This is a genomic window from Candidatus Clostridium helianthi (assembly GCF_045310795.1).
Lineage (GTDB): Bacteria > Bacillota > Clostridia > Clostridiales > Clostridiaceae > Clostridium > Clostridium helianthi.
In genome coordinates this window covers 37999-60304 of sequence record NZ_JBJIAB010000037.1, presented here as the reverse complement: position 1 = coordinate 60304, position 22306 = coordinate 37999, and the positions used below count along the sequence as shown (strand labels likewise).

The 22306-nt window shown below is 30.1% G+C and carries 40 protein-coding genes; 35 read left to right on the top strand and 5 right to left on the bottom strand.

Annotated features, from left to right (window positions below):
• The 3 genes from ACJDTP_RS21720 to ACJDTP_RS21710 all read right to left on the bottom strand — a co-directional run.
• Positions 1-1660 (bottom strand): recombinase family protein (locus ACJDTP_RS21720; RefSeq protein WP_406762463.1); only part of this gene is annotated, 1660 nt, incomplete at its 3' end.
• An 87-nt stretch (positions 1661-1747) separates the two neighbouring features.
• On the bottom strand, positions 1748-2257 hold the full coding sequence (locus ACJDTP_RS21715) for a M78 family metallopeptidase domain-containing protein (RefSeq protein ID WP_406762462.1): 510 nt from the start codon (positions 2255-2257) through the stop codon (positions 1748-1750).
• Positions 2258-2271: 14 nt separating this feature from the next.
• A complete protein-coding gene (locus ACJDTP_RS21710) occupies positions 2272-2868 on the bottom strand; it encodes a hypothetical protein (RefSeq protein ID WP_406762461.1) in 597 nt (198 codons plus the stop codon).
• A gap of 162 nt (positions 2869-3030) precedes the next feature.
• Here ACJDTP_RS21710 and ACJDTP_RS21705 point away from each other — a divergent pair, with 162 nt between their 5' ends.
• The 4 genes from ACJDTP_RS21705 (at position 3031) to ACJDTP_RS21690 (ending at position 4519) form a co-directional block, all read left to right on the top strand.
• Positions 3031-3267, top strand: coding sequence for a DUF739 family protein (locus tag ACJDTP_RS21705; protein ID WP_406762460.1), 237 nt, complete (start codon positions 3031-3033; stop codon positions 3265-3267).
• A 32-nt stretch (positions 3268-3299) separates the two neighbouring features.
• A complete protein-coding gene (locus ACJDTP_RS21700; protein WP_406762459.1) occupies positions 3300-3980 on the top strand; it encodes a BRO-N domain-containing protein in 681 nt (226 codons plus the stop codon).
• Between the two features lie 117 nt (positions 3981-4097).
• Positions 4098-4280, top strand: a complete 183-nt coding sequence (locus ACJDTP_RS21695) for a hypothetical protein (RefSeq protein WP_406762458.1) — start codon at positions 4098-4100, stop codon at positions 4278-4280.
• An 89-nt stretch (positions 4281-4369) separates the two neighbouring features.
• Positions 4370-4519 carry a hypothetical protein gene (locus ACJDTP_RS21690; RefSeq protein ID WP_406762457.1) on the top strand — a complete coding sequence of 50 codons (150 nt, stop codon included), beginning with the start codon at positions 4370-4372 and terminating at the stop codon, positions 4517-4519.
• A 2-nt stretch (positions 4520-4521) separates the two neighbouring features.
• Here the strand turns inward: ACJDTP_RS21690 and ACJDTP_RS21685 are convergent, their stop codons facing one another.
• The gene (locus tag ACJDTP_RS21685) at positions 4522-4782 is read right to left on the bottom strand and encodes a hypothetical protein (RefSeq protein WP_406762456.1); all 261 of its coding nucleotides are present in this window, start codon (positions 4780-4782) and stop codon (positions 4522-4524) included.
• A 76-nt stretch (positions 4783-4858) separates the two neighbouring features.
• Between ACJDTP_RS21685 and ACJDTP_RS21680 the strand changes: the two genes are divergently transcribed.
• Complete coding sequence (locus tag ACJDTP_RS21680; protein ID WP_406762455.1) at positions 4859-5632, top strand: BRO-N domain-containing protein; 774 nt, start codon at positions 4859-4861, stop codon at positions 5630-5632.
• Between the two features lie 32 nt (positions 5633-5664).
• A complete protein-coding gene (locus ACJDTP_RS21675) occupies positions 5665-6078 on the top strand; it encodes a hypothetical protein (protein WP_406762454.1) in 414 nt (137 codons plus the stop codon).
• Here ACJDTP_RS21675 and ACJDTP_RS21670 read toward each other — a convergent pair.
• Positions 6041-6313: a hypothetical protein gene (locus tag ACJDTP_RS21670; RefSeq protein WP_041896116.1), complete on the bottom strand. Its 273-nt coding sequence runs from the start codon at positions 6311-6313 to the stop codon at positions 6041-6043. The genes ACJDTP_RS21675 and ACJDTP_RS21670 overlap by 38 nt on opposite strands.
• Before the next feature lie 66 nt (positions 6314-6379).
• On the opposite strand from ACJDTP_RS21670, the gene ACJDTP_RS21665 reads away from it, so the two are divergent.
• The 29 genes from ACJDTP_RS21665 to ACJDTP_RS21525 all read left to right on the top strand — a co-directional run bounded on the left by ACJDTP_RS21665 (position 6380) and on the right by ACJDTP_RS21525 (position 22304).
• Entirely contained in the window at positions 6380-6550 is a 171-nt protein-coding gene (locus ACJDTP_RS21665) for a hypothetical protein (RefSeq protein WP_155715434.1), read from the top strand.
• Positions 6535-6741, top strand: a complete 207-nt coding sequence (locus ACJDTP_RS21660; protein WP_406762453.1) for an aspartyl-phosphate phosphatase Spo0E family protein — start codon at positions 6535-6537, stop codon at positions 6739-6741. The genes ACJDTP_RS21665 and ACJDTP_RS21660 overlap by 16 nt, the downstream gene beginning before the upstream one ends.
• Positions 6742-6881: 140 nt before the next feature.
• Positions 6882-7079, top strand: coding sequence for a hypothetical protein (locus ACJDTP_RS21655; RefSeq protein ID WP_406762452.1), 198 nt, complete (start codon positions 6882-6884; stop codon positions 7077-7079).
• Positions 7080-7101: 22 nt separating this feature from the next.
• Entirely contained in the window at positions 7102-7380 is a 279-nt protein-coding gene (locus ACJDTP_RS21650) for an AbrB/MazE/SpoVT family DNA-binding domain-containing protein (RefSeq protein ID WP_406762451.1), read from the top strand.
• Positions 7380-7910 (top strand): spore protease YyaC, encoded by a 531-nt coding sequence (gene yyaC / locus ACJDTP_RS21645; RefSeq protein WP_406762450.1) that lies wholly within the window; start codon positions 7380-7382, stop codon positions 7908-7910. The genes ACJDTP_RS21650 and yyaC overlap by 1 nt, the downstream gene beginning before the upstream one ends.
• A complete protein-coding gene (locus tag ACJDTP_RS21640) occupies positions 7897-8412 on the top strand; it encodes a hypothetical protein (RefSeq protein ID WP_406762449.1) in 516 nt (171 codons plus the stop codon). Before yyaC ends, ACJDTP_RS21640 begins: the two co-directional genes overlap by 14 nt.
• Positions 8402-8575, top strand: coding sequence for a DUF1540 domain-containing protein (locus ACJDTP_RS21635; RefSeq protein WP_406762448.1), 174 nt, complete (start codon positions 8402-8404; stop codon positions 8573-8575). The genes ACJDTP_RS21640 and ACJDTP_RS21635 overlap by 11 nt, the downstream gene beginning before the upstream one ends.
• A 9-nt stretch (positions 8576-8584) precedes the next feature.
• Positions 8585-9238 carry an ERF family protein gene (locus ACJDTP_RS21630; protein WP_041896120.1) on the top strand — a complete coding sequence of 218 codons (654 nt, stop codon included), beginning with the start codon at positions 8585-8587 and terminating at the stop codon, positions 9236-9238.
• Positions 9239-9249: 11 nt separating this feature from the next.
• Positions 9250-10164 carry a DUF1351 domain-containing protein gene (locus tag ACJDTP_RS21625; RefSeq protein ID WP_406762447.1) on the top strand — a complete coding sequence of 305 codons (915 nt, stop codon included), beginning with the start codon at positions 9250-9252 and terminating at the stop codon, positions 10162-10164.
• An 11-nt stretch (positions 10165-10175) separates the two neighbouring features.
• On the top strand, positions 10176-10895 hold the full coding sequence (locus tag ACJDTP_RS21620; protein WP_406762446.1) for a hypothetical protein: 720 nt from the start codon (positions 10176-10178) through the stop codon (positions 10893-10895).
• A gap of 5 nt (positions 10896-10900) precedes the next feature.
• Positions 10901-11086 carry a hypothetical protein gene (locus ACJDTP_RS21615; RefSeq protein ID WP_161223610.1) on the top strand — a complete coding sequence of 62 codons (186 nt, stop codon included), beginning with the start codon at positions 10901-10903 and terminating at the stop codon, positions 11084-11086.
• Positions 11076-11630, top strand: a complete 555-nt coding sequence (locus ACJDTP_RS21610; RefSeq protein WP_406762445.1) for a sigma-70 family RNA polymerase sigma factor — start codon at positions 11076-11078, stop codon at positions 11628-11630. Before ACJDTP_RS21615 ends, ACJDTP_RS21610 begins: the two co-directional genes overlap by 11 nt.
• Entirely contained in the window at positions 11627-11935 is a 309-nt protein-coding gene (locus ACJDTP_RS21605) for a MazG nucleotide pyrophosphohydrolase domain-containing protein (protein ID WP_406762444.1), read from the top strand. Before ACJDTP_RS21610 ends, ACJDTP_RS21605 begins: the two co-directional genes overlap by 4 nt.
• A gap of 8 nt (positions 11936-11943) precedes the next feature.
• A complete protein-coding gene (locus ACJDTP_RS21600) occupies positions 11944-12348 on the top strand; it encodes a hypothetical protein (RefSeq protein WP_406762443.1) in 405 nt (134 codons plus the stop codon).
• Between the two features lie 194 nt (positions 12349-12542).
• Positions 12543-13292, top strand: coding sequence for a hypothetical protein (locus tag ACJDTP_RS21595; protein ID WP_406762442.1), 750 nt, complete (start codon positions 12543-12545; stop codon positions 13290-13292).
• Between the two features lie 253 nt (positions 13293-13545).
• Positions 13546-13806: a hypothetical protein gene (locus tag ACJDTP_RS21590; RefSeq protein ID WP_406762441.1), complete on the top strand. Its 261-nt coding sequence runs from the start codon at positions 13546-13548 to the stop codon at positions 13804-13806.
• A gap of 20 nt (positions 13807-13826) precedes the next feature.
• Positions 13827-14147, top strand: coding sequence for a hypothetical protein (locus tag ACJDTP_RS21585; RefSeq protein WP_406762440.1), 321 nt, complete (start codon positions 13827-13829; stop codon positions 14145-14147).
• 75 nt (positions 14148-14222) lie between these two features.
• Positions 14223-14816, top strand: a complete 594-nt coding sequence (locus ACJDTP_RS21580; protein WP_406762439.1) for a hypothetical protein — start codon at positions 14223-14225, stop codon at positions 14814-14816.
• A 36-nt stretch (positions 14817-14852) separates the two neighbouring features.
• The gene (locus ACJDTP_RS21575; RefSeq protein WP_406762438.1) at positions 14853-15098 is read left to right on the top strand and encodes a hypothetical protein; all 246 of its coding nucleotides are present in this window, start codon (positions 14853-14855) and stop codon (positions 15096-15098) included.
• Positions 15099-15286: 188 nt separating this feature from the next.
• Positions 15287-16318: a phosphoadenosine phosphosulfate reductase domain-containing protein gene (locus ACJDTP_RS21570; RefSeq protein ID WP_406762437.1), complete on the top strand. Its 1032-nt coding sequence runs from the start codon at positions 15287-15289 to the stop codon at positions 16316-16318.
• A 58-nt stretch (positions 16319-16376) separates the two neighbouring features.
• Positions 16377-17378: a tyrosine-type recombinase/integrase gene (locus ACJDTP_RS21565; RefSeq protein WP_406762436.1), complete on the top strand. Its 1002-nt coding sequence runs from the start codon at positions 16377-16379 to the stop codon at positions 17376-17378.
• Between the two features lie 83 nt (positions 17379-17461).
• Positions 17462-18205 carry a hypothetical protein gene (locus ACJDTP_RS21560; RefSeq protein ID WP_406762435.1) on the top strand — a complete coding sequence of 248 codons (744 nt, stop codon included), beginning with the start codon at positions 17462-17464 and terminating at the stop codon, positions 18203-18205.
• Positions 18206-18877 (top strand): hypothetical protein, encoded by a 672-nt coding sequence (locus tag ACJDTP_RS21555; RefSeq protein ID WP_406762434.1) that lies wholly within the window; start codon positions 18206-18208, stop codon positions 18875-18877.
• Positions 18878-18890: 13 nt separating this feature from the next.
• Entirely contained in the window at positions 18891-19958 is a 1068-nt protein-coding gene (locus ACJDTP_RS21550; protein WP_406762433.1) for a nucleoid-associated protein, read from the top strand.
• Positions 19955-20200: a hypothetical protein gene (locus ACJDTP_RS21545; protein ID WP_406762432.1), complete on the top strand. Its 246-nt coding sequence runs from the start codon at positions 19955-19957 to the stop codon at positions 20198-20200. The genes ACJDTP_RS21550 and ACJDTP_RS21545 overlap by 4 nt, the downstream gene beginning before the upstream one ends.
• A gap of 100 nt (positions 20201-20300) precedes the next feature.
• Positions 20301-21017 carry an HNH endonuclease gene (locus tag ACJDTP_RS21540; protein WP_406762431.1) on the top strand — a complete coding sequence of 239 codons (717 nt, stop codon included), beginning with the start codon at positions 20301-20303 and terminating at the stop codon, positions 21015-21017.
• 12 nt (positions 21018-21029) lie between these two features.
• Positions 21030-21527, top strand: a complete 498-nt coding sequence (locus tag ACJDTP_RS21535) for a Holliday junction resolvase RecU (protein WP_406762430.1) — start codon at positions 21030-21032, stop codon at positions 21525-21527.
• Positions 21520-21834: a hypothetical protein gene (locus ACJDTP_RS21530; RefSeq protein WP_406762429.1), complete on the top strand. Its 315-nt coding sequence runs from the start codon at positions 21520-21522 to the stop codon at positions 21832-21834. The genes ACJDTP_RS21535 and ACJDTP_RS21530 overlap by 8 nt, the downstream gene beginning before the upstream one ends.
• The gene (locus ACJDTP_RS21525; protein WP_406762428.1) at positions 21834-22304 is read left to right on the top strand and encodes a hypothetical protein; all 471 of its coding nucleotides are present in this window, start codon (positions 21834-21836) and stop codon (positions 22302-22304) included. Before ACJDTP_RS21530 ends, ACJDTP_RS21525 begins: the two co-directional genes overlap by 1 nt.
• The last annotated feature ends 2 nt before the right edge of the window (positions 22305-22306 follow it).

Below are 22306 nucleotides of genomic sequence, written 5' to 3'. Positions count from 1 at the left end.
TCTGTTCAGTTGACTTAAATGCAAAGTTGCCAAAATCTCTTCGTGTAAGACTTGAGCCTATAGGAACAACTTTAATTGAATTTCTGCTACTATCCCAAACGACAAATTTAACTACACTAGCTATAAGACGCTTTTTATCTTCAAATTTCTCGGTTACATCGTAAAATCTTTTGAAATTATTAAACAACTCAATCACTTGAGATATATCGTTTTTTATATCTTGAATATTGTCATTTTGATATTCTAATTTTAGCATTTGTTCATCTAATTTTCTATTTTCCTGTTTTAATTGCTTTATTTCATCTTCGTAGCTAGATATAAGATCTTCGTCATTAGAAGAACCGACTCGTTTAGAAAGATTGCTAATCATCTGTTTGTTAGTTTCTATTTGTTTAGCTAAATTTTTAATCAAATTATTGGTATTAACTTTGATAGCAGCTTTATGTTTAGAATCTAGATACATATCTAAAATATCATCTTTTGTCATATTTTTGATTGCATTAACCACATAGTCTTCAGCCTCGTATGCATTTAAAGATGTATTGTTGCATCTGTTACCGGCTTTATTTTTTAAATTACACGTATAATATCTATAAATATTTATATCAGAATTTGCACATTTGTTTAATTGTTTTCTTGGAGCCATACTTGAGCCACAATGACCACATATAACTAATCCACTTAATAAAGCTTCCTGGCTTGTACATTGTCTATTAGATGCTTTTAATTTTATTTCTTTACAAATATTTTGACATTCTATCCAATCTTGGCTAGATATTACACCATGATGTTCTCCTATAGATATCAGCCAATCTTCAATTTTAGCGAAACTTCCATTCTCTTTTCTGCGATTATAAGGCATTATAGCATTAGATCCATTTATACTATCTTTTCGATAAATTTCACAATCATAACTTCCAAAGAAATCAAGAATTACTTTATCAGCTATAACATAAACAGGATTATTGATCATTTGTTTAACAAGCTCCCTTGAAAAAACACGTCCTTTACGGCTATAAACTCCTTGATTCTCTAATGCTAAACTTACTTTTTGGAAACTCTTGTATTTTTTAAATAATTCAAAAACTAATTTAACAATATTAATATCATTATCTTCAATTTGAAGTATATGTTTCTTTCTACTTTTACCTTTTAGATCATTATTTTCGACTTGTACTGATTTATAACCCAGCGGAGCAGGACCGCCAAGCCATCTGCCAGTTTTACTTAACTCTCTAAGATTATCTTTTATACGTTCTGCAATAGTTTCTCTTTCAAGTTGGGCAAAGGTTGCACTTACATTCATCATAGCTCTACCCATTGCAGTTGAAGTATCAAATTGTTCTTTAATACTAATAAAAGATACTCCGTGTTTATTTAATATTTCTAATGTACTAGTAAAGTCAGCAACGTTTCTAGATATTCTATCTAATCTATAGCAGATAAGGTGTGTGAACTTTTTATTTTTTATGTCTTTCATAAGTTTTTGAAAATGAGGTCTGTTAGTATTGCCGCCAGAAAAGCCTTCATCTTCGTATATTTCATAATCTGTTAAGTTTAATATGTTTTCAGCATATTTAATACACATATTAATTTGATTTTCTATAGATTCGCCTTCCTCTGTAAATTTACTCTTACGGGAATAAATTGCTACTTTCATTTATTTCACCTCGTTTTTAATATAGAATATTATATGTTAATTTCAAATTATATATTATATTTAAGAATTAAATGACATTTTATAGATTTATAAAACAAATGAGTTTAAACAACTGTTAGTATCTCTTAAACTAGTTTTATTAAATGCGATATCTAAATGGGGCTCTAAGTATAAATAATAATTATCAATAAGAATACGTATACCATATTGACGTTTCAAATCATCTATTACGTCAAAAAGAGTCTCAATGGTAACATTAAGATAATCAGCAATTTCATAAGAAGTTCTAGCACCATTTTTTATTGCATTAACTATTTTACCAGGTTTGGCGATTATTTTATAACTTTCTCTACGAGCTAAATTTTCTGATTTTAAATTTATAATATTATTTTGATTAGTTATGTCTCCGAATGTGGTTTTATAATGACCTATCTCTTCGGAAAGAATCTCATATTTTTCACATTGAGTCATTCTATTATTTATAAATATATAATTGCCAATACATCTTCCACATTTTTTATCGGTGCCAAAGTCCATTTCTTCAACATTAGCACCAATACTCTTAGCATAAACGACTAAATTCTCATACCTTGTCATAATTATCGCCCCAATTAACTTTTTTTCTTACTATTGAATTCTTCTAATTTTATTTTATTCAAGTGCTCTAATATTCTTCTATCAGCTTCAACTTTCTCTTCATCGGTTAATCCATCATAGTGAGCAGCAACGGTTGTGAAACTATCAAAGGATGTTAGTGGCTTGAATTCTTCCTTTTCTTTAGTAGCGGTAATTAATTCAGCAACATTGTTGCTGTTATTAGTTTCTATGTATTTAGGTGTTTCAATTAAATCTTTACTATATTCAATTAGCTTATCCTTTCCTAAAGCATTTAGTTTTTTATAGTTGCTTAACAATTCAAATTCATCATTATTTAATTCTAAAGATTTAACATAGTGTTGTACTCTTTCCATAGGAACATCATATCCCATTAACCAAGCTTCGTTAACATCCAATGCCATACCTAACATTGAAAGTTTTTCTTGACCCGGTTTAACTATACCAGATAGGTATTGGCTAATATCGGATTTATTCATTTTAACATTGTATTTTTCGCAAAATGGTTTAACCTTTTCTAATAAATCTACCTGTCTTAGTTTTCGTTCCTTCATTAGTTGCTTTAATCTAATAGATGTATTTTCAATCTGCATAATATCAATCCTTTCATGTACCATAATATAGTATTTTGAACAAAAGTTCAATAGTAAAAACCGAAAAGTTAAAAAAATTGAACAAAAGTATTGACACGGATTTTATAGCATGATATTATCAAATTGTTCAAAGATTTGAACTTAATAACAGGAGGTGAACATATGGCTTTTAATTATAATAAATTAAGAGGAAGGATAATAGAAAAATTTGGTACGCAAGGTTGCTTTTCTAGAAATTTAGGGGTTTCGGAAAGAACTTTGTCATTAAAGTTAAACAATAAAATATTCTTTTCTCAAGATGAAATCAGCAAGATGTCAGAGCTATTAGATATACCATCAGACGAGATTCAATTTTATTTTTTTGAGAAAAAAGTTCAATATATTGAACAAAATAATTAGGGAAATACAATTTAAAGGATGGGGATGAAACAATGAATAACTTACAGATTTTTAAAAATGAACAATTAAATTTACAAGTTAGAACAATTCAAAATAAAGATGGAAGCATATCAGTAAATGCAGAAGATACGGCAATAGGTTTTGGATGGACTCAAACTCAAAATAAAAACGGAAAGCAATATACAACTATAAGATGGGAAAGAATAAACGGATTTATAAAGGAATTAGGTTTTCCTCCACAAGTGGGGGAAGATGATTACATTCCAGAAAGTCTATTCTATATGTTAGGAATGAAAGCAAGCAATAAAACAGCACAGGATTTTCAAAAGTGGTTGGCAGTTGAAGTTATACCATCAATAAGAAAAACAGGTTCGTATCAAAATAATAATAACAAATCAATCAATGAATTTAAAGGGCAGATTACAACATTTATAACTGATTTGTTTCAAGAAAAACTTTCAGAAGTAGAGCAATATTACAAAATCAAATCTCAATCAAAAACTGACATTAGTACGTATATTAAAAAGCGTCTTGGAATATTAAGAGCTGATGATGAATACGAACAAGTGAAGGCAAGAGTATTTTTATTGCTTGGAATTAGTAAATGGGAAGATTTAGACGTTGAAAGTTATAAAAGTATATTACCGATTATTGATGAAAGCATCAGAATAATAAAGCTAGATAGACCTAGCCAAGTGTCAATGTTTGATTAATAATTCAGAATAACTATGAATAGCGAAAGTGAAATTCTAAATAAAACAGCAAAGATTAAGTAACCAAATTGTAAGCAAATGAATAAAATAATATTAATTTCTTAGTGGGTGGTAATTATGACTAATAGACCAAGAAGAAGGAAGAAAGAACCAATTAAGGTGATTATGCTTCCGATAGAGGATAGAGAAATATATATAAGAAGTCTTGGAGCAGCAATGATTGATATTTCAGAGAAACAATTTGGAGAGAGAGTAGTTGCATTAGCAATGGAACAGATAAAAAAAGATTTAGGAAGGTAGTTATTATTAAATACTTATGAAGATAGGGCAAAGATGCCTTACACAACTACGAGACATAATTTACTAATAGTTAAGGAGGTAAAAAAGAAATGGAAAAGATAGTTGATATTCAAAAAGTGGTTAAGGAGCTAGCAGAAGTGTTAGCGTCTAACAAAATTCCTATGAGTTCATTGGAAACAGTGTTGGACAGCTTAAAGAGTGAAGTTTATTCCAACACTGTAATCCAAAGTAATAATTAATTTTAAGAGTTAAAGTTCTCTACGAATTTTAAGCCGTCATAAGAAATTCTGATTTTACCTATGATATCTATAGTAAGGGAACCAGAAGCAGTATTTTGAGGATGCAGTCCTTCAATAAGATGAAGTTCAAGACATCTTTTTAGAGGATCATCAAAATCTATATCCCCAAGTTTAGAGAGTATATCTCTATTATCTGGATTATCTCTAATTTGAACTAAGATATCATACATTGCAGTTTCGAATTCTTTAGAAGATTTAAACATGAAATCACCACCTTTCAAGTGGTATATTCTACAAAAACATCTAAAAACCTTTAATAAATACAAAAGGAGGAATCATATGAACGAACTACAGATTTTCAAAAATGAAGAATTTGGACAAGTTAGATGGACCAGAATTGATGGGAAAGATTATGCAGTCGCAAAAGATATCGCAAATGCATTGGGTTATAAAAATACAAATGATGCAATTATAAGACATTGCAAAGGGGTCGTAAAACACGAGGGGTTCAAAATTAATGGAATTCAAGTTGCTTTGATACCAGAAGGAGATATTTACAGATTAACTGCAAAATCGGAATTATCAGGAGCTGAGAAATTTGAAAGTTGGATTTTTGATGATATATTGCCGACAATACGCCAAACTGGTGGATATGTAAACAATGATGATGCATTTATAAGAACATACTTGCCATTTGCAGATGATACAACAAAAGCAATGTTTAAGAGTACCTTAGAAACAGTTAGAAAACAGAATGAACTTATTGTAAAGCAACAGGAAGAAATAAGCTATAAGGAAGATGTAATTATCGGATTAGTGGACAAGGTTACTTTAGCTGAGAAAAGGCAGATACTAAATAGAGTTGTTAGATATAAAGGAGCAAACTTCCAAGAAAGATGGAGAGAACTTTATAGGCAATTTGAAATGAAATATCACATTGATTTAAATAAGAGATTTGAAGCTTATAACTTAACTCATAAACCTAAGATTAAAAATAAGGTTGACTATATAGACAAGATCATGAATAAGATTCCAGAGCTATATGAAATAGCATGTAAGTTATACGAATCCGATGTTAAGGAATTAGCAACACAACTTTATCAGTTAAATTAACATAATAAAAATATTGTAGGAGGAACACAAAAATGAGTTATAAAAAAGCATTAGAACAGGTTCTTATAAATCTTAGATGTATAGATATAACTGAAAACGACCAGGTTGAATCATATGTGGATGATAGTATAAGGATTATTAAGAAGGTATTGGAATCAACCAGCCCTAAAGACTACGGATTTGAACCTAGTATTTCTAAACGCGAATATGAAATGAGGGTGCTAAAAGAAGCTTGTGCACCAGTAGCTAATTATCTTAAGAAAAATCATGACCAGCATTGTGCAGTAATTATTACAGATAGTCAAATTAGATTAGTTAGAGATGAAATAGGAATTCCAGTAGAAACTGCTCAAGAAGTACCAGTTCAAGAGCAGCAAAATGAGAAAGAAAGAGCTTTAAATTATTTAGCTATTTCTTCTTCGGAATCAGATCATAATTTTCAGTGAGCCAAGAATGATAATTTTCGATTAAATTGACATTAGCCATTAGAGAATTAAATACAGTTGGATTATTTACAAGAGTAATCATATATGCTTGAAATTCTAAAGCACTTAAGTCTTTAAAATCATCTGGATTAGCATCTTTAATTTTTGATTTAACCTCTTTAGAAATTTGTTCAAGAGTCTCTGGAAGAAACTTTTTAAAGCATTGCTCTTTGAAATCTAAAAATTTATTATCCATAAATACACCCCCTTTCAACATAATTTTACCATATGCTGAAAGAAAAAGTAAAAGGAGGAATTAAATTTGATTGAATCAGGAACAGTATTCAATCACGAAGGAGAAAATTGGGAAGTTGAAATATACGACCAATATGAGGATAAGTATATTTGCAAAAATTTAGCTTCACATAATTTTCAAACTGGAAAGTTCAGTGAAGTGGAAATAAGGGAGGATTTAAAATGCAAGGCCAAATGATTATTTTCACTGGAACTAAAGAAGAAATATTGGATAAGCTAGATGCAGCTATTGAAGAAGCTAAAGCAGAAATGGAGACAAGCATTGCAAATAATTCAGACAATCTTACTTTTGATGAAACAGTTAGGTTAAGTCAAAAACTAGATCCACTAACAGCACATAAGCAGAGGATGATACTTTATGGTTGCTAGGTGTAAATGTGGAAGAGTTTACAACATAAGTATTAAAGCAAATATACCGCCAACAGGATATGAGTGTCCTAAATGTGAGGAACAAAGAAAAAAAGCTTTGATAAAGCCTAAAAGAAAGAAGAGTGAGGGGAGGGTATCTAGTGTTTTATTACGGAATAGGACAAAACATTCTATCAGTAATTCATAGAAGTATTTATTGGGGATGGAAGACAGAAGAGGAAATGATTATTCCAAAGGTAATTGGACAAGTAAGAAGAGGTTATTTAAGGCATTTTAGATCAGACAAAATAATTAAGATGAAAAATAGGCTTAGAGCAGATGCAATTGAAGAATTATAAAAAAGTGAAAGGATGATTAATTATGAAAGCAACTGGTGTAGTAAGAAAAATTGATGATTTAGGAAGAATTACGCTTCCAATGGAACTTAGAAGAAATCTAGGAATTAAGATTGGAGATCCAATAGAAATATTTGTAGAAGGTGGGGATATTATCTTAAGAAAATACCAAGTAGGATGTCATTGCTGTGGGAAAATGGAAGGACTAACAAAAATATTAGATTTAGATATATGTCCTAAATGTTTAGCCGAATTTAAGAAAGCAGCAGAGCTAATTAATAAAGTTAGAAAGGATGAAGCTTGATGAACAATTTATCAGAAAAGTTGCAAAAATACATTAGCGAAAATACCGTTATAGTTTGTGTCGGAACTGACAAATGTATTGGAGATTGTTTAGGCCCTTTAGTTGGAACTTTACTTACAGAAAAAGGTTTTAACTTTCCTGTATATGGTACATTAGAAAAGCCAATTCACGCATTAAATATGGATGAGCGTTTAAGTGAAATATACAGTAAACATCCTGATGCATTGATAATTGGAGTTGATGCCTGTTTGGGCAGTGAAGAAAATATAGGTGAGATTCGTGTAAGAGATTATGCAATAAGTCCTGGTAAAGGAGTCGGTAAAGAACTTCCTGAGATTGGAGTTGCATCGGTCATAGGTATAGTAGATTCTGGTGATAATTCTGAGTTCTTTTTTTCGAGAAGTATAAGACTCTCGTTTATCATGAACAAAGCAAAAGAAATTGTTGAGATATTAACAAAAGCTGCAAAAGAAGAGAATTCAATGAGAAATTTTTATAGAGAGGAGATTGAAGAAAATGTCTGTAGTTGAATATGACGATGTTGGAAGAATGAAATATAATCCGGAATATCATTTTAATCAGGGTACATCGTGGAGTGCAGAAGATAAAGAATATTTAATAGAATGGCTAGATAAAATCGGATTAGAAGAAATGTCACTTGCATTAGGAAGAACTGAAGCAACAATTTCAGAAAAAGCTAGAGTATTAAGAAAACAAGGGAAAATGAAGCCAGATGCAAAATCAAGAAATCCTAGATTGCTAAGACTTGAACTTAATAAAAATAAGCAGAGAAAAAAACGAACAGTTTGGAATACAAAATTAAGTCAAGATCAAGTTGAAGAAGCTGTAAGGCTTAGAAAAGATGGGAAAACACTTAATGAAATAGCAACTATGTACAATGTATCAATATATACAATATTTAATTCAATAAAAAGAGCTACTAAGAATCCCGACCAAAGCATTCGAAGTAGCACAACAAAAAATTCAACTTCATTATACCATATGGATGGAGGAATGCAAGTTGTTAGTTAAATGTAGTGCAATAACATGTATCCATAATAAAGATGGGATGTGTAGCTCAAAATCAATAGAAATGATTGATTTTGAGTATTACGAAGACTTAGAAGGCAAGAGAAAAAATTTATCAGAAGATGATATGAAATGTTCGACTTACAAAAGTGTTTATAGAGATTAGGAGGCAAGTATGGCCGAGAATAAAGAACAACCAAAGTTAAACATACAGAAAAAAATATCTAGGGCAAGAGTGATGCTTCAAGAAAAAGAATTGAAAAAGACCGGATACAATAAGTACTCCAACTACACTTATTTTGAATTAGGTGATTTTCTACCTCACATTAATAGAATATGTGATGAACTTGGGTTATATTGCGAATTCCAATTTGAGGCTAATGAAGCTAAGCTTACTATTACTGATTCAGACAAAATTGAAGATTTTAAAACCTGGTCAACCCCGGTTGAAATAGCAATTTTAAAAGGATGCAGTGCAATACAGAATATAGGAGGGACCCAAAGTTTTGCAAGAAGATATTTATATATAATGGCATTTGAAATAGCCGAATCAGATTCAATAGAAGGTGGAGAAGTAGATCAAGAGGCTGAACAAGGTAAACAAAAAATTAATAAAGCTAGCGTATTTACAATTAAAAGTCTGTTAGATGAAACTCATTCCAACGAAAAGAAGTTCTTAGAATGGGCAGGAGTATCAAAAATTGAGGATATAACAAATGCTGCCTTGGGGACATGCATAAATAAATTAAATAGGATAAAAGAAAAGTTAGAGAAAGAAAAAAAAGATACTGAAAAAGAAAATATAATTCCAGAACAAATAGATTTTTAGGAGATGGACCAATGAAAGATTTAGAAGTAATTAAGGAGTTGCCAATAATAAAAACAAACTTTAAAGATGTGAAAGTATCTTTAAAGGAAACAATCGCTAAATATAAAGGGATAGTAGTAACAGAAGAAGGATTACAGGATTGCAAAGCCACTCAAAAAGAACTTGCAGGACTTAGAAACAAGATTGATGACTTTAGAAAAACAGTTAAGAAAGATATGGAAGTTCCTATTAAAGAATTTGAAGGGCAGTGTAAAGAACTTATGGGTTTAATTTCAGATGCAGAGCAGCCAATCAAAGAAGGAATTACTATATTTGATAATAAACGTAGAGAGGAAAAGAGAAACAAGGCATTAGAACTTATTCAGGAAAGTATACAAGCATATCAGTTAAATGGAAAGTATTCATCTAATTTAACTGTATTGGACAAATACTTAAATCTTTCAGCAAGTGCTAAAAGTGTCAAAGAGGATATAGCACAAAGAGCTGCAAGTTTAGCTAAAGAACAGCAAGATGAACTCAAATTAAAAGAAATAGAGAAATCTACAATATTAGCAACTATAGAGAGTGCTAATGCAAATATAAAATCAAAGCTAAAATTTGAGGATTTTGATAGATATATAAATATGAATTATCCATTAGATAGGATAATTAAAGAAATTAATATCAGAGCGGAAACCATAAGAAAGGCAGAGAATCCACCAGAACCTCCTAATGAAGAAATAAAGCCTATGGATAAAGTAAATGGACAGAAAGTTATTCATACAGATCCTAAACCAGCTCAAAAGCAAGCAAAAGAAGTAGAAACATTATATTTCTATGAACTTAGAGTAATTGCTAATGGGGAAAATATGTTGAAATTAAAAAAATTAGTACAAAGTGAAGGATTTAAATATGAAACGTTAAATAAAGGCGTAGTCAAGAAATAGGAGCTGATTGAATGGCGGGATGGCAGAAAATATATAGGGATATACAAGACCACTGGTTATGGGAAGATAAGCCATTCAGCAGAGGACAGGCATGGATAGATTTAATACTAACAGTTAACCATGAGGATAATAAAACTTTGATTGATGGTGAACTTTTAGAAGTTAAAAGAGGGTCAAAAATTACGTCATTAAGAAAACTTGCTGACCAGTGGGGATGGAGTACAACAAAGGTAAAAAAGTTTTTAGAAATGTTAGAGAGAGATAAGATGATTACTTATAAAAGTGACAATAAAAAAACATCGGTAACTATTGAAAATTACAGTGTTTATCAAAGTAAGGATATTTCAGAAGTAACAGTAAAAAAACAATCAAATAACACAGAAATAATGCAGAAAAATTTCAGAAGTAATTCAGAAGTAATTCAGAAAAAAACAAACAAGAATTATAAAGAATATATAAAGAATTATAAAGAAGGAGAAGAAGAGAAAGAAGTACAATTAAACCCCCTTTCCTTTCCGACTCCATTTCATGAGATTATTTTTAATCAATGGCATGAAATATCATATAGGACATGGTTTGAAGGTTGTGAAATTGAAGAGAAAGAGAATTTAATTATTATTACTGTAAAAGAAGCACTTAAAAAGACTGCTATACAGAACAGTTATGCAGATCCATTAAGAATCTTGCTAGGTAAGGATATTAGTATTAAGTGCATAGAAAGTGAGGAATAGAGAAGATGGGAGATATTATAAATTTAATTATATCTATAAAGGCCTCAGATATTTATCTTGATGATATGACTGGAACATTAACAATAGAAGCTGCAGTAAAAGAAGCTCAAAGGAAAATGCAAAGAAGTCTAAATAAAGTTAAGGGACTTCATGAAATTATAAAGTGTTTGAGAGGTGAAGATGATGATTGATATAACAGAACACATGGGGTTAGCTTATCACATGACTTGGAAAGTTTATCCTAGAGTGAAAAATAAATATGAATTTGAGGATTTGTTTCAGGTAGCCTGTGTAGGACTAATTAAAGCTGGAAAAGGTTTTGATGAAGCACGAGGAATTAAATTTACAACTTATGCAGTTCCAAAGATAAAAGGAGAGATCATTAGATTTATAACAGACGATAAGAAGTTCAATATTTCTAGAAGTGTGCCTCACAATTTCATGCTGTGCTCATATGAAGCTGAAAGAGAAAATGGAAGTTTAGAATCAAGAATAGGAACTGAAAGCTTTGAAGATGATTTCATAAATATAGAAATCTTAAATGAAGCTATTCAAAAATTATCAGATAGAGAAAAGAAGATATTAAAACTGCACATAATAGATGAACTCACTCAAAAGCAAGTAGGAGAAATGTGTGGAATAGCCCAAAATCAAGTTTCTAGGATAAAGAGAAGAGCTATTAAAAATCTAAAAGAATTAGTGAATTTTAGTGTTTGTGAGAAGGTGACAATGTGATATTGAAATTTATGCAGTTAGGTAAGAATCCTATAACTGGCGAAGATAATGAAAAAGATACTTGGGAACTTGTAAGTAAGGACTTACAAGAGGAATCAAATGAGCTGCTAGAAGCTATTCAAGAAGGTAAGCTAATTCATATAGCTGAGGAAACCTTTGATGTAATTCAGGTATGCATAAGATCATTAGTTTTATTAAAGAAAAATGGAATTAATTTAGAGGTTGAAAACAAGCAACATAATAAAAAATTAGTTAAGAGACGTTGGAATTATTTGAGGTTTATCAGAGTGTTTTGGGATAAGTAGGTGGGTTTATGTATGAAGAAAAATATTGTAATGAATGTGGTACAAGTTATGGAGTAGAATTACATCACATAATGTCAAGAAAGCAGCTTAAACCACTAGAAGATTGTAAGCATAATCATGTGAACCTTTGTTATAACCACCATAGAGATCATAAAACAGGGATTCATCATAATAGAAAATTATATTTAAAGTATAGGCTGATATTTCAGAATTATTTAGAAATGCACCTATTAAAAGATTATGTAACTAGAGAAGAAATAAAAGAAGTTTTAGAAATAAAAGATAAGCCGTTAGATAGACTCTTAAAGAGTTTAAGAATGCACAAGGGTAAATATGCTAGAGAAGATGTGATTCTTAAATGTATGGCCGATAAGAAGGTAACAGAGGAGGAAATTTTGGGGTTAGAACAATAATGGATACCTCAAGAAAGACTCTAATAAATAAATGTTGTTGCCACTTTTGCATGAACTATCAGCCACAATATAAAAATAGCATTAAATTATGTCATGGAATATGCAGAGTTACAGGAGCTTATAAACAAAGAACGGATAAGTGTAAGAAGTACTTTAAGGAAGGACTACAAATTAGATTATTGGAGGAATAAAAAATGAATTTAGAAGAAAGTATTAAATTAACAGTTGAAAATAAATTAAAGGATGGATCCATAGAAAAAATGGTTTCAGATTACGTTGAAAAAGGAATTAGTGAATCATTAAAAGAGTTGTTTGGTTGGAGTGGAGATGCAAGAAAAGTAATTGAAGGGCAAATAAAATCAGTCATGGTTCCATACTTAGAAAACTATGATTATTCCCAATATATTGTCAAGTTGGACAGCGTTTTAGCAGATGTATTAAACAAAGTTACTGGCGATAATAGAAAGTTGTTATCTAATTTTAAAGAATTAATGGCTACAGATGTTGAAATAAGGGAAGTTAAAATTTCGGATGTATTTAAAAAGTGGTGTGAATATGTAAGCAAAAACGTTGAAACCGATGGTTTAGAGGTTACCTATGATGATGGGCCAAGCTATGAATCAGTAGAAGTTTCATATGAATTTGAGGAAACTGAAGAAAGAAGTTGGTTAAAGCAAGAAAAAGGAAGAATCATTTTTGAATGCGAACATGATGAAAAAATGAATGTTTGTATTGATGTTTATAGATGGGATGATATTCATAAAAAGAATCAATGGAGCTTTAGTGTTGATGATAATTGCAATTTAAACTCTCTAAGACATATTGATGAATTCAAATTATATCTTATGGCATTAAAGCAAGCCAATGTTTACATTGAAATTGATAAAACGTATGACAATGAGAATGTATATCCAGAAAAGGAACCAGAAGCATATTATGAATAACGTTAGGAGAGCCAGATGATATGAATGATGATTTTTTAAGAGGTATGGGAATAGGAGTTATTATAGGGGGGGTTACCGTTTTAATAGCTACACTAAAGGGATTTAAGATAAAATTAAAAGATTTATTTAAATAGTTAAATCTTGCAGGACTAGGAGTGTTAGCAGCAGGGATTACAATTGCTAATGTTAAGGTTACTGCAAATTAAGAGGGGATTTTCCCCTCGATATAATATATGTATTGAAGGTGATACAGATGATTATAAAAGAAAGAATCCAGAAATTAATTAAAGATGATTTTTATATAGATCATAAGGCTATAGGGAAAACTCAGATGCAAGAAAAACTTGATTATGTAAGGATATATGATAAAGCTAAAAAGTTTAGTGCTATTCAAATTATAAATATATCAAAAAATATGATTTCTGACATTGATAAGAAATTAGCTAATTCATACTTAATCAAAGAGGAAGTTTGGCTTATTGGTGGAGAAATAGCATTGGATTTATATATCTAGAATGAAAGGATAATGTATCTATGAAAAAATATAAAGTTAAAGTAGAACAAATAAAAGAATATGAAATAGAGATTGATGAGACTAAGTTTACAGAAGAAGATATAAAAGGCTTTGAAAGTGCTATGTGGAAACTTGATGAAGTTGAAGATGATAAGTATGCTTCAATAGCTTATGAGATAGCTAGAATAAGAGCAAATGATTTAAGTTATGAAGGGTTTGGATATCCATTAATAAAAGGTGAAAATAATTCTTTTAGAGATGGTGAAGAGAATGATGCAATTAATTTTTCAAAAATAGATGAGGACTATATAGGCATTGAAGTTGAAGAAGTGAATTTGTAGATTCGGTTGACAAACTTACATGAAAATCCTAAATAATTAACATCGTTATTTGTAGATTAAAGGAGTGGTATAACAATGAGTTTATATAAAAAAGGGACATGCGATTATTGTGATGATAAAAATAAGATTTTAAGACCTTCACCATTTATGGCAGATGCAAAAGCAATGATGTGTGAGCATTGTTGGAATGAAACAAAAAAAGAATATGAAGCTTCCGACGGGGTACAAATACCTGATTTTGATAGTAATAAAGATGAATATGAGATTTTAAAGAATAGTATAGAAACTAAGGAAGAATGGATAATTGAATTAACTGAATCTGATAGTGAAATATGGGGTTCCGACATAGATTGTACAAGCAGGGAAGAAGCGATAGAAAAAGGAATGGAAGCTGCTAAAAAAGATGGTTTAACATCATTCAGAATTGGTAAAAAAGAACCATGTGGAATGGCAATAATAGATGTTGATACCATAATAGAGTATGCTCAAGACCAGTTATATGGTGAAGTCGGAGAAGTTTCTGAAACTTATTTAGAAGAGGTCACTAGAGATCAAGAGAAGGAGCTGGAAGAAGCCTTAAATGAAGTGTTTTATAATTGGCATAAGAAACATGAACTGTTCCCGAACTGTTATAAGGTTCTAAATGAAGAAGTGATAGAAGTTAAGTAATTCAGAATGTGTAGAAAGTACATGAAAGGCGGTTTTATGGAGATAAAGAAGATTAAAAGCAGAATATGGGTAAATGATTATACTATAAGCTTTGAGTATGATACAAAAAGACGTAATCATAAAACCCAAGAAAGAATAGTTACAACAATAGATGAAGAATCGGCCAAAAGAGATTTTTGGTTATGGGTACAAGTAAATAATGAAGATAAACCTTATAGAGCTATGGCTAACGTAAACATTCTAGACATAGCAAAAGGAGAAGGCAGATATATTAGCCTTTAACCGATATTCAATTCAATCGTTCCTGGAATACCAGGTTGCAAAGACTAGGGGAAATTAGTCATTTACCCTAGTTGAAAAAAGCTAAGAGGTAAAGCGTAAAATCCCCTCGGTTGGCGAAATATTTGGAAAGTAGCTAAATCACGATTTCCTTAATAACTTAGACAATTTGAGTTATTAAGGTGATTAAATTGAATATATTAGAAGAACTTGAAAAAGGGGATATACCAAATAATAAAGAAATATATGAATCATTTTTAGTAGGGAATAAGAAAGTACAAGATTATAAAAAAATATGCTGTTCTGTTTCCGGTGGAAGTGATAGTGATTTAATGATAGATTTGTTCATGAGACTTGATGAAGAAAAGAAAGTGACATTTGTATTTTTTAATACTGGATTAGAATATCAAGCAACTAAAGAACATTTAAAATACTTAGAAGATAAATATGACATTGAAATAGTTGTTATTAACGCTAAAAAGCCTATTCCTATAACATGCAGAGAATATGGGCAACCTTTTATATCAAAACAAGTAAGTGAATGGATAGAAAGACTACAAAGACATAATTTTAAATGGGAAGATAAAAGCTTTGAAGAGTTATATGAAGAATATCCAAAATGCAAAGCGGCTTTAAGATGGTGGTGTAACGAGTGGGGAGAGGATAGTAAATTCAATATAAGTTACAACAAAGGATTAAAAGAATTTATGATAATTAATCCTCCAGAGTTCAAGATATCACCTAAGTGCTGTAAGTATGCTAAAAAAGATATAATTCATGATTTCATAGAAGAAAATGATTTTGATTTAAATTGTTATGGAGTAAGAAAAGCAGAAGGTGGAGCAAGATCTGCAGCCTATAAGAATTGTTTTACTAATAATGCAGTCAATGAAGACACAGATGAATATAGACCAATATTTTGGTATAAAGATAGCACTAAGAAAGCTTACGAGCAACATTTTAATATAAAACATAGCAAATGTTATACAGAATATGGATTAAAAAGAACTGGTTGCGCTGGTTGTCCATTTAATCAAGACTTTGAAGAAGAACTAAAAATAATAGATCAATATGAGCCTAAATTATTCAAGGCAGTAAACAATATTTTTAAGGATTCTTATGAGTATACAAGAGCCTATAGAGCATTTGTTAAAGAAAATTTCAAGAATGTAAATAAAGAAATAGATGGTCAAATGAGCATTGATGATTATATAGCAGTTTAGTTACTGCATAATACTAAAAACTGATGAAATATAAAAAACTATAGAAAGGATGATTAAAATGAGCAACCTAAACGAAGAGGTAAGTATTAAATTAATAGGAAAGATAACCTTACTTTTACCAGTGTTAGAACAGAAATTAGATTTACAGTTAGAAATTAAAAGAGCTATAGATGAAACTTTATATAACTATGATGTTCAAACTAAATGTACAGATCTAATTACTTCAGATATAGAAGAAAAAGCTGCTTTATATAGAGCTTGTAAAAAGTTAGAAGGTTTAAGCCCAAATACGTTAGAAAATTATAGATTATTTTTAGAAAAATTAGATCAATTTTATACAAAACCATGTGGCACAATTACAACAATGGACTTAAGAATGTTTTTGGCTGTACTTGGAAAAGGTAAGCAGCAATCTACTATTAATGGTTATATAACAATGCTAAAAGCCTTTTTCGGATGGTTGCAAAATGAAGAATATATTATCCGAAATCCGGCTGCCAAGCTGAAATTAACCAAAGTACCAAAGGTTATATTGCAGGGATATAAAGCAGAAAATTTAGAAAGATTAAGGGAAGCTTGTACCACAGAAAAAGAAAAATGTTTATTCGAGCTATTAGATAGTACTGCTTGTAGAATATCTGAATTAGATGAAATTAAGATTGAAGATATAAATTTTACTGAACAAAGCCTAATAGTAACAGGTAAAGGGAACAAGCAGAGGATAGTGTATTTTTCTACAAAAGCTAAACTTCATATAAAAGCATATATAGGAAAAAGAACTAGCGGATATCTATTTGTATCAGATAAAGCACCACATCAACATATAAGAGTAAGAGCATTACAATTAATTTTATCTAAGATTAAGAAGAGAACAGAGGTTACGGAGAGAGTTCACTGTCATAAATTCAGAAGAACTCAGGCAACATATTTATTAAACAGTGGAATGACTATTCAGGGAGTACAAAAGATTTTAGGACATACTAGTCCAGATACAACTCAACGATATGCTCAATTAAGTCAAGAAAACTTAAGAAATGAATATAGAAGATTAGTTGTATAGATAAAAAATAAGGACTTAAATGTTACTATTATAAAACTCTATTATCAAATAACTATCAATATCATAAGAAAGGAGAACATATTATGGGAGCTAAAAACTGGACTAAAGAAGAAGTTGGATTACTAGAAGATAAATGGGGTTCTACTCCAATTCCTCAAATAGCCAAACAATTAGGTAGAACAATACATTCAATAAAATGCAAAGCATACAAAATAGGATTAGATACTTTTATAGATTGCGGTGAATATGTAACCTTTAATAAATTCACAAAAGCAATAGGATACGGTGGTAGTTATGGCTATTTAGAGAAAAGACTTTTAAAACTAGATTTTCCATTAAAACATAAAAAATCTATAAAAATGAGATATAAAGTTGTGTATATAAAAGATTTTTGGATATGGGCAGAGCAGCATAAACAGGATATAAGTTTTGCTAAATTCGAGAAAGGCATGTTAGGTGAAGAACCAGATTGGGTACAAGAAAAAAGGAAAGCTGATTCATCCAATCCAAGTAAACTCAACCATAATAGAAAGTGGACTAAAGCAGAAGATAATTTGCTTATAGAGAAAACTAAATTATGCAGATATACGTATAAAGATTTAGCAAGAGATTTTAATAGAACTGAAAATGCGATTAAAAGAAGGTTACATGATTTAGCAGTACCGTATAGACCAGTTCCTTTAGATACACATGTTAAATGGACTGATGAAGAAAACAAGAAAATGTTTGAACTTCATGAAAAAGGTTATGACACATATGCTATAGCTCAAGCCTTAAACAAAACTCACTTAAGTATTTCGGATAGATTAAAGAAGGTTGTGGTTTAATTGAAAAAGTTAAATATTTTAGATGGTCAAATTGATTTATTCAATATGCCTATTCAAGAACCTATTATCAAGCCTAAAGAAAAAGTTATAGTTGAGAAACAAGAGATAAAGGAAGATCGCTTCCAGAATATAATAAACCTTTATAAAGAGAGCTGTAATAGAATCATAAAAACTGTTTCTGGAGCATTACTTGTTGAATTAGAAGATAAGACAAAGTATTTTAATGGACAAGGCGTGCATGAATTTGATTTAGGTATAGATATAGGATTAATACCGGCAGATGAGATCCTTATCGTTAACCAAGATAAACCTTTAAATGAAATACAGCTTAAAAAATTAGAAGAAATTAATCCAAATAGATATATAAAGCGTAAAGGTGATGCAAACATAATAATACCTGGTGATAAAACTACAGTTATAACACCTCGTGGATGGGTAATAGAGTGGGATCAGAAACCCGTATATAAAGAAGATGAAGTTGTCTTGAGAACAATAGAAATAAAAGTTCCGGATCAAAATTTAAATGCAGGAGATATCGTTGAATTTGAATATGAAAAAGAAACATATAAAGGGAAAATAGTAAGCATTTATAACAATGGCGAAACTATAAATGTAGTTTGGAATGGAAAGCATACAGCCTTTTATTATAAATGTGTAAGAAAGATAGCTTAGGAGGGATAAAACAATGGAGTATGTTAATGAAATTAATATTAATGAAGCTGTAATTCATGTGCTAGATAGCAATGGAGAGGAAGCAATATTAAATGAATATAGTTTGGAATTAGACGAAGAGACGTATATGTTTTTAAACAAGCATATTGAAAAGTGTTTAAAAGACGAAGAACTTAGATATGCAAAGTTCAATCAAGAAAGAAGCATAGTTAAGGAGGTAACGCAAGATTATTTAAATGGAATAGATAAAGATTTAATAAATTTATCCAAAGAGTTAGCTAAGCAATTATTCATGATAATGTTAGGCAATGTAAATATTCCAAGTGCTGATTTAATAGTTGCATCAATAACTACAGATCAAGGTCCTATGGTTGCAATACTTAAATTAGATTATATTAAGAACTTTACTCATGAAGTCCAATTCATAGATAAAAAAGTAGGAGTTGGAATTGTACCACAAGCAGCAGGACTTCCGGGCAGAGGACAAAAAATACAAAAGGCTGCATTCATTAAACCAATTAGAGAAGATGAAAGATACAATTTAATGGTTTTAGACAAACAAAAAATCAGTAAAGAGGATGAATATGGGGCCAATTACTTTATAAATACATTTTTAGGTGCAAGCATAGTAACTAATGAAAGAGATATGACTAAAACTTTTGTAAAGGCGGCTGAGAACTGGACCAGAAGAAATATTACTGATGATGCAGTAAAAGCCGAAGAGATTAGAAGCACTATAAAAACTAAGTTAAAAGAAGATGATGTTATAAATATAGATGAATTTTCAACAATTCTGTTTTTAGAAGATCCACAAATGGGAGAAGACTTTTCAAGCTATATAAAACAACAAGGATTAAACAATGAGGTGTTAGTAGACAAGACTTGGGTAGAAAAGAAACTAAAGAGGACAAGGCTTAATATAGATAAGCAGATAGATTTATACATTGATGAAGATACTTATCATGATTCTAGCAAATTTGAAATAGTACCAAATGGTGATGGAACTATAAACATGGTAATAAAGAACGTTATTAACTATATAGAAAAGTACTTAGAGTTTTTAAAGAAGGTAATCTTATGAGATATCTTAAAACTAACAAGAGTAATTGGAGAAAACTCTGTAAGGGAGAAATACAGGCAGAACAGTTAGAAATTAATATGAAGGAGAGTGGCTCAGAAATGGAGACATGTAATAATTGCGACGAATGTGTTTATATTGGAGAAGGAGATTATGCATGCATAAAAGAGGGAGAACCTAAAATAGTAATAGTAGGCTTTAGTATACCGACAAAGGATTATGGATGGTGCAAAAATAAGAATTAAAAACTAAATATGAGGATGTTATCATATCACTGTATTAAGATTTCATTCTCATATATTAGTGAAAATCATATGATAATAGAATTGAACAAGGTGATTTAAAATGGAAAAGAAAATTTGCAATAAATGTGGACAAGAACTATCCCTTGAAATGTTTTATAAAGATAAAAAGGCTAAAGATGGATATAGAAATCCATGCAAAGTAAGTGTGAAGAAGTATTACGAAGAGAATAAAGAGAAATACAGAGAAAATAATAAGGAATATTACAAGAACAATAAAGAAAAATTAACTGAACGTCATAAAAAATATTATGAAGAAAACAAAGAATATTATGCTAACCATAGAAAGCAATATTACAAAGAAAATAAAGAAAAAGAATCCGAATTAATGAAAAAATGGAGACAAAACAACCTGAAAAAAGTGGCTAGATGTTCTAGAAAATGGGCAAGAAATAATCCAGAAAAAACTAGAATTAAAAATCAACGCAGAGTTGCTAAAAAGAAGCAACTACCTTCAACACTTAATGAAGAACAATGGATAAACATTAAAAACTACTTTAATAATAGATGTGCTTATTGCGGCAAGGAACTGCATTTAGAACAGGAACACTTCATTCCAATAACCAAAGGTGGAGAATATAGCTCCAATAATATTATACCAGCTTGTAGAAGTTGCAATGCAAGTAAGCACGATAAAGACTTCTTTGAATGGTATCCGAAATATAGGTATTACAGTAAGAAAAGAGAAAAAGCTATACTTAATTTTCTTCAATATAGCAATAATAAACAACAATTGCATATGACAATCAATTACAAATAAAAGGAGGACAATATGGTAAAGAAGAATCCTGGTAAATTATTTGAAGAAGATATTAAAAGATCAGTTCCAGAAGATTGCTTTATATATAGATTTAAAGATGGGACTGCAAATTTTAGTGGATCTAGAAATGAAAATGTAAGATTTCAAGCTAAGAACATATGTGATTTTATGATAATGACTATAGAAAACTTAATATTGCTAGAGTTAAAATCTCATGCAGGTATACGTATTTCATTTGATTGTATAAGAGAAAACCAAATAAAACAAATGTCTGAAATAGATCATCCAAAGATTAAAACATATTTCTTATTTAACTTTAGGGATATGGAAAAGACATTTGCTATTGAAGCAAAGAAAATTAAAGGGTATATGGAAACATCAGATAGAAAGTCATTTCCTTTTACGTGGTGTGAAGAGAATGGAATTGATGTATTAGGAACTAAAAACAGGACTAGGTGGAGATATGATTTAAAAAGATTCTTTGAAGAAGTGGAGGGATCTTATGAATGAATTAAACAGCAAATTCATAACAACTGAGGACCTTAATAATTTCAATAATCTTATGGATGAAATAGATATATTAAAAGACAATGATTATTCAAAAGCTTATACACTTCATAAAAAAGCTCTTAGGCAATATGACAGATGGAGCACAATACTTTTTGATATAAGAACTGGGGAAAGCAGAGGCATAGCTAAAAATCCAGCATTAAAGGATAGAGTAGCACAAATATTAAAAATGATAGATAACTCTTATATTACAGCTAGAATGGTTTGGGGCAAGGCTAAAGATGATATTACAGGAGGCAAGTATTAATGAGTAAATTAGATGAAATAAAGAAATACTTAACTGAAAATATGGGAAAAGAAAAGCAAGAGCTATTAGCAGATATTCGTGAAAAATTTTCTGTAACAGAAAAATCAGCAGATATTTATTATTATCAGTGGAAAGGGGAATTTACAAGAAGTAAGAATTGTAAACCCAAAGAAGAAAAGAAGGTAGAAGTTAAATATCAGGAAGAGGAAAAGAAAGAAATTATAATTCCACATGATGTTAAATCTATTAATGTAGATGAACAGGAAGTATTTAAGCAGACAAAGCTAAAAATGATTTCTGGAAAATTTGAAGGTGAGTATGGGGAATATGAAGTTGCAGATTGTGCAGTAAAAGTTGGAGATGAATTAATTAAAAATGAGAGCGATTTAGAGAATTTTAGAAAAAATCAAATAAGGCAGTTTTATATGATGCTTGGAGAAATAGCAGAAATTTTAAAATTAGTTAAGTAGGT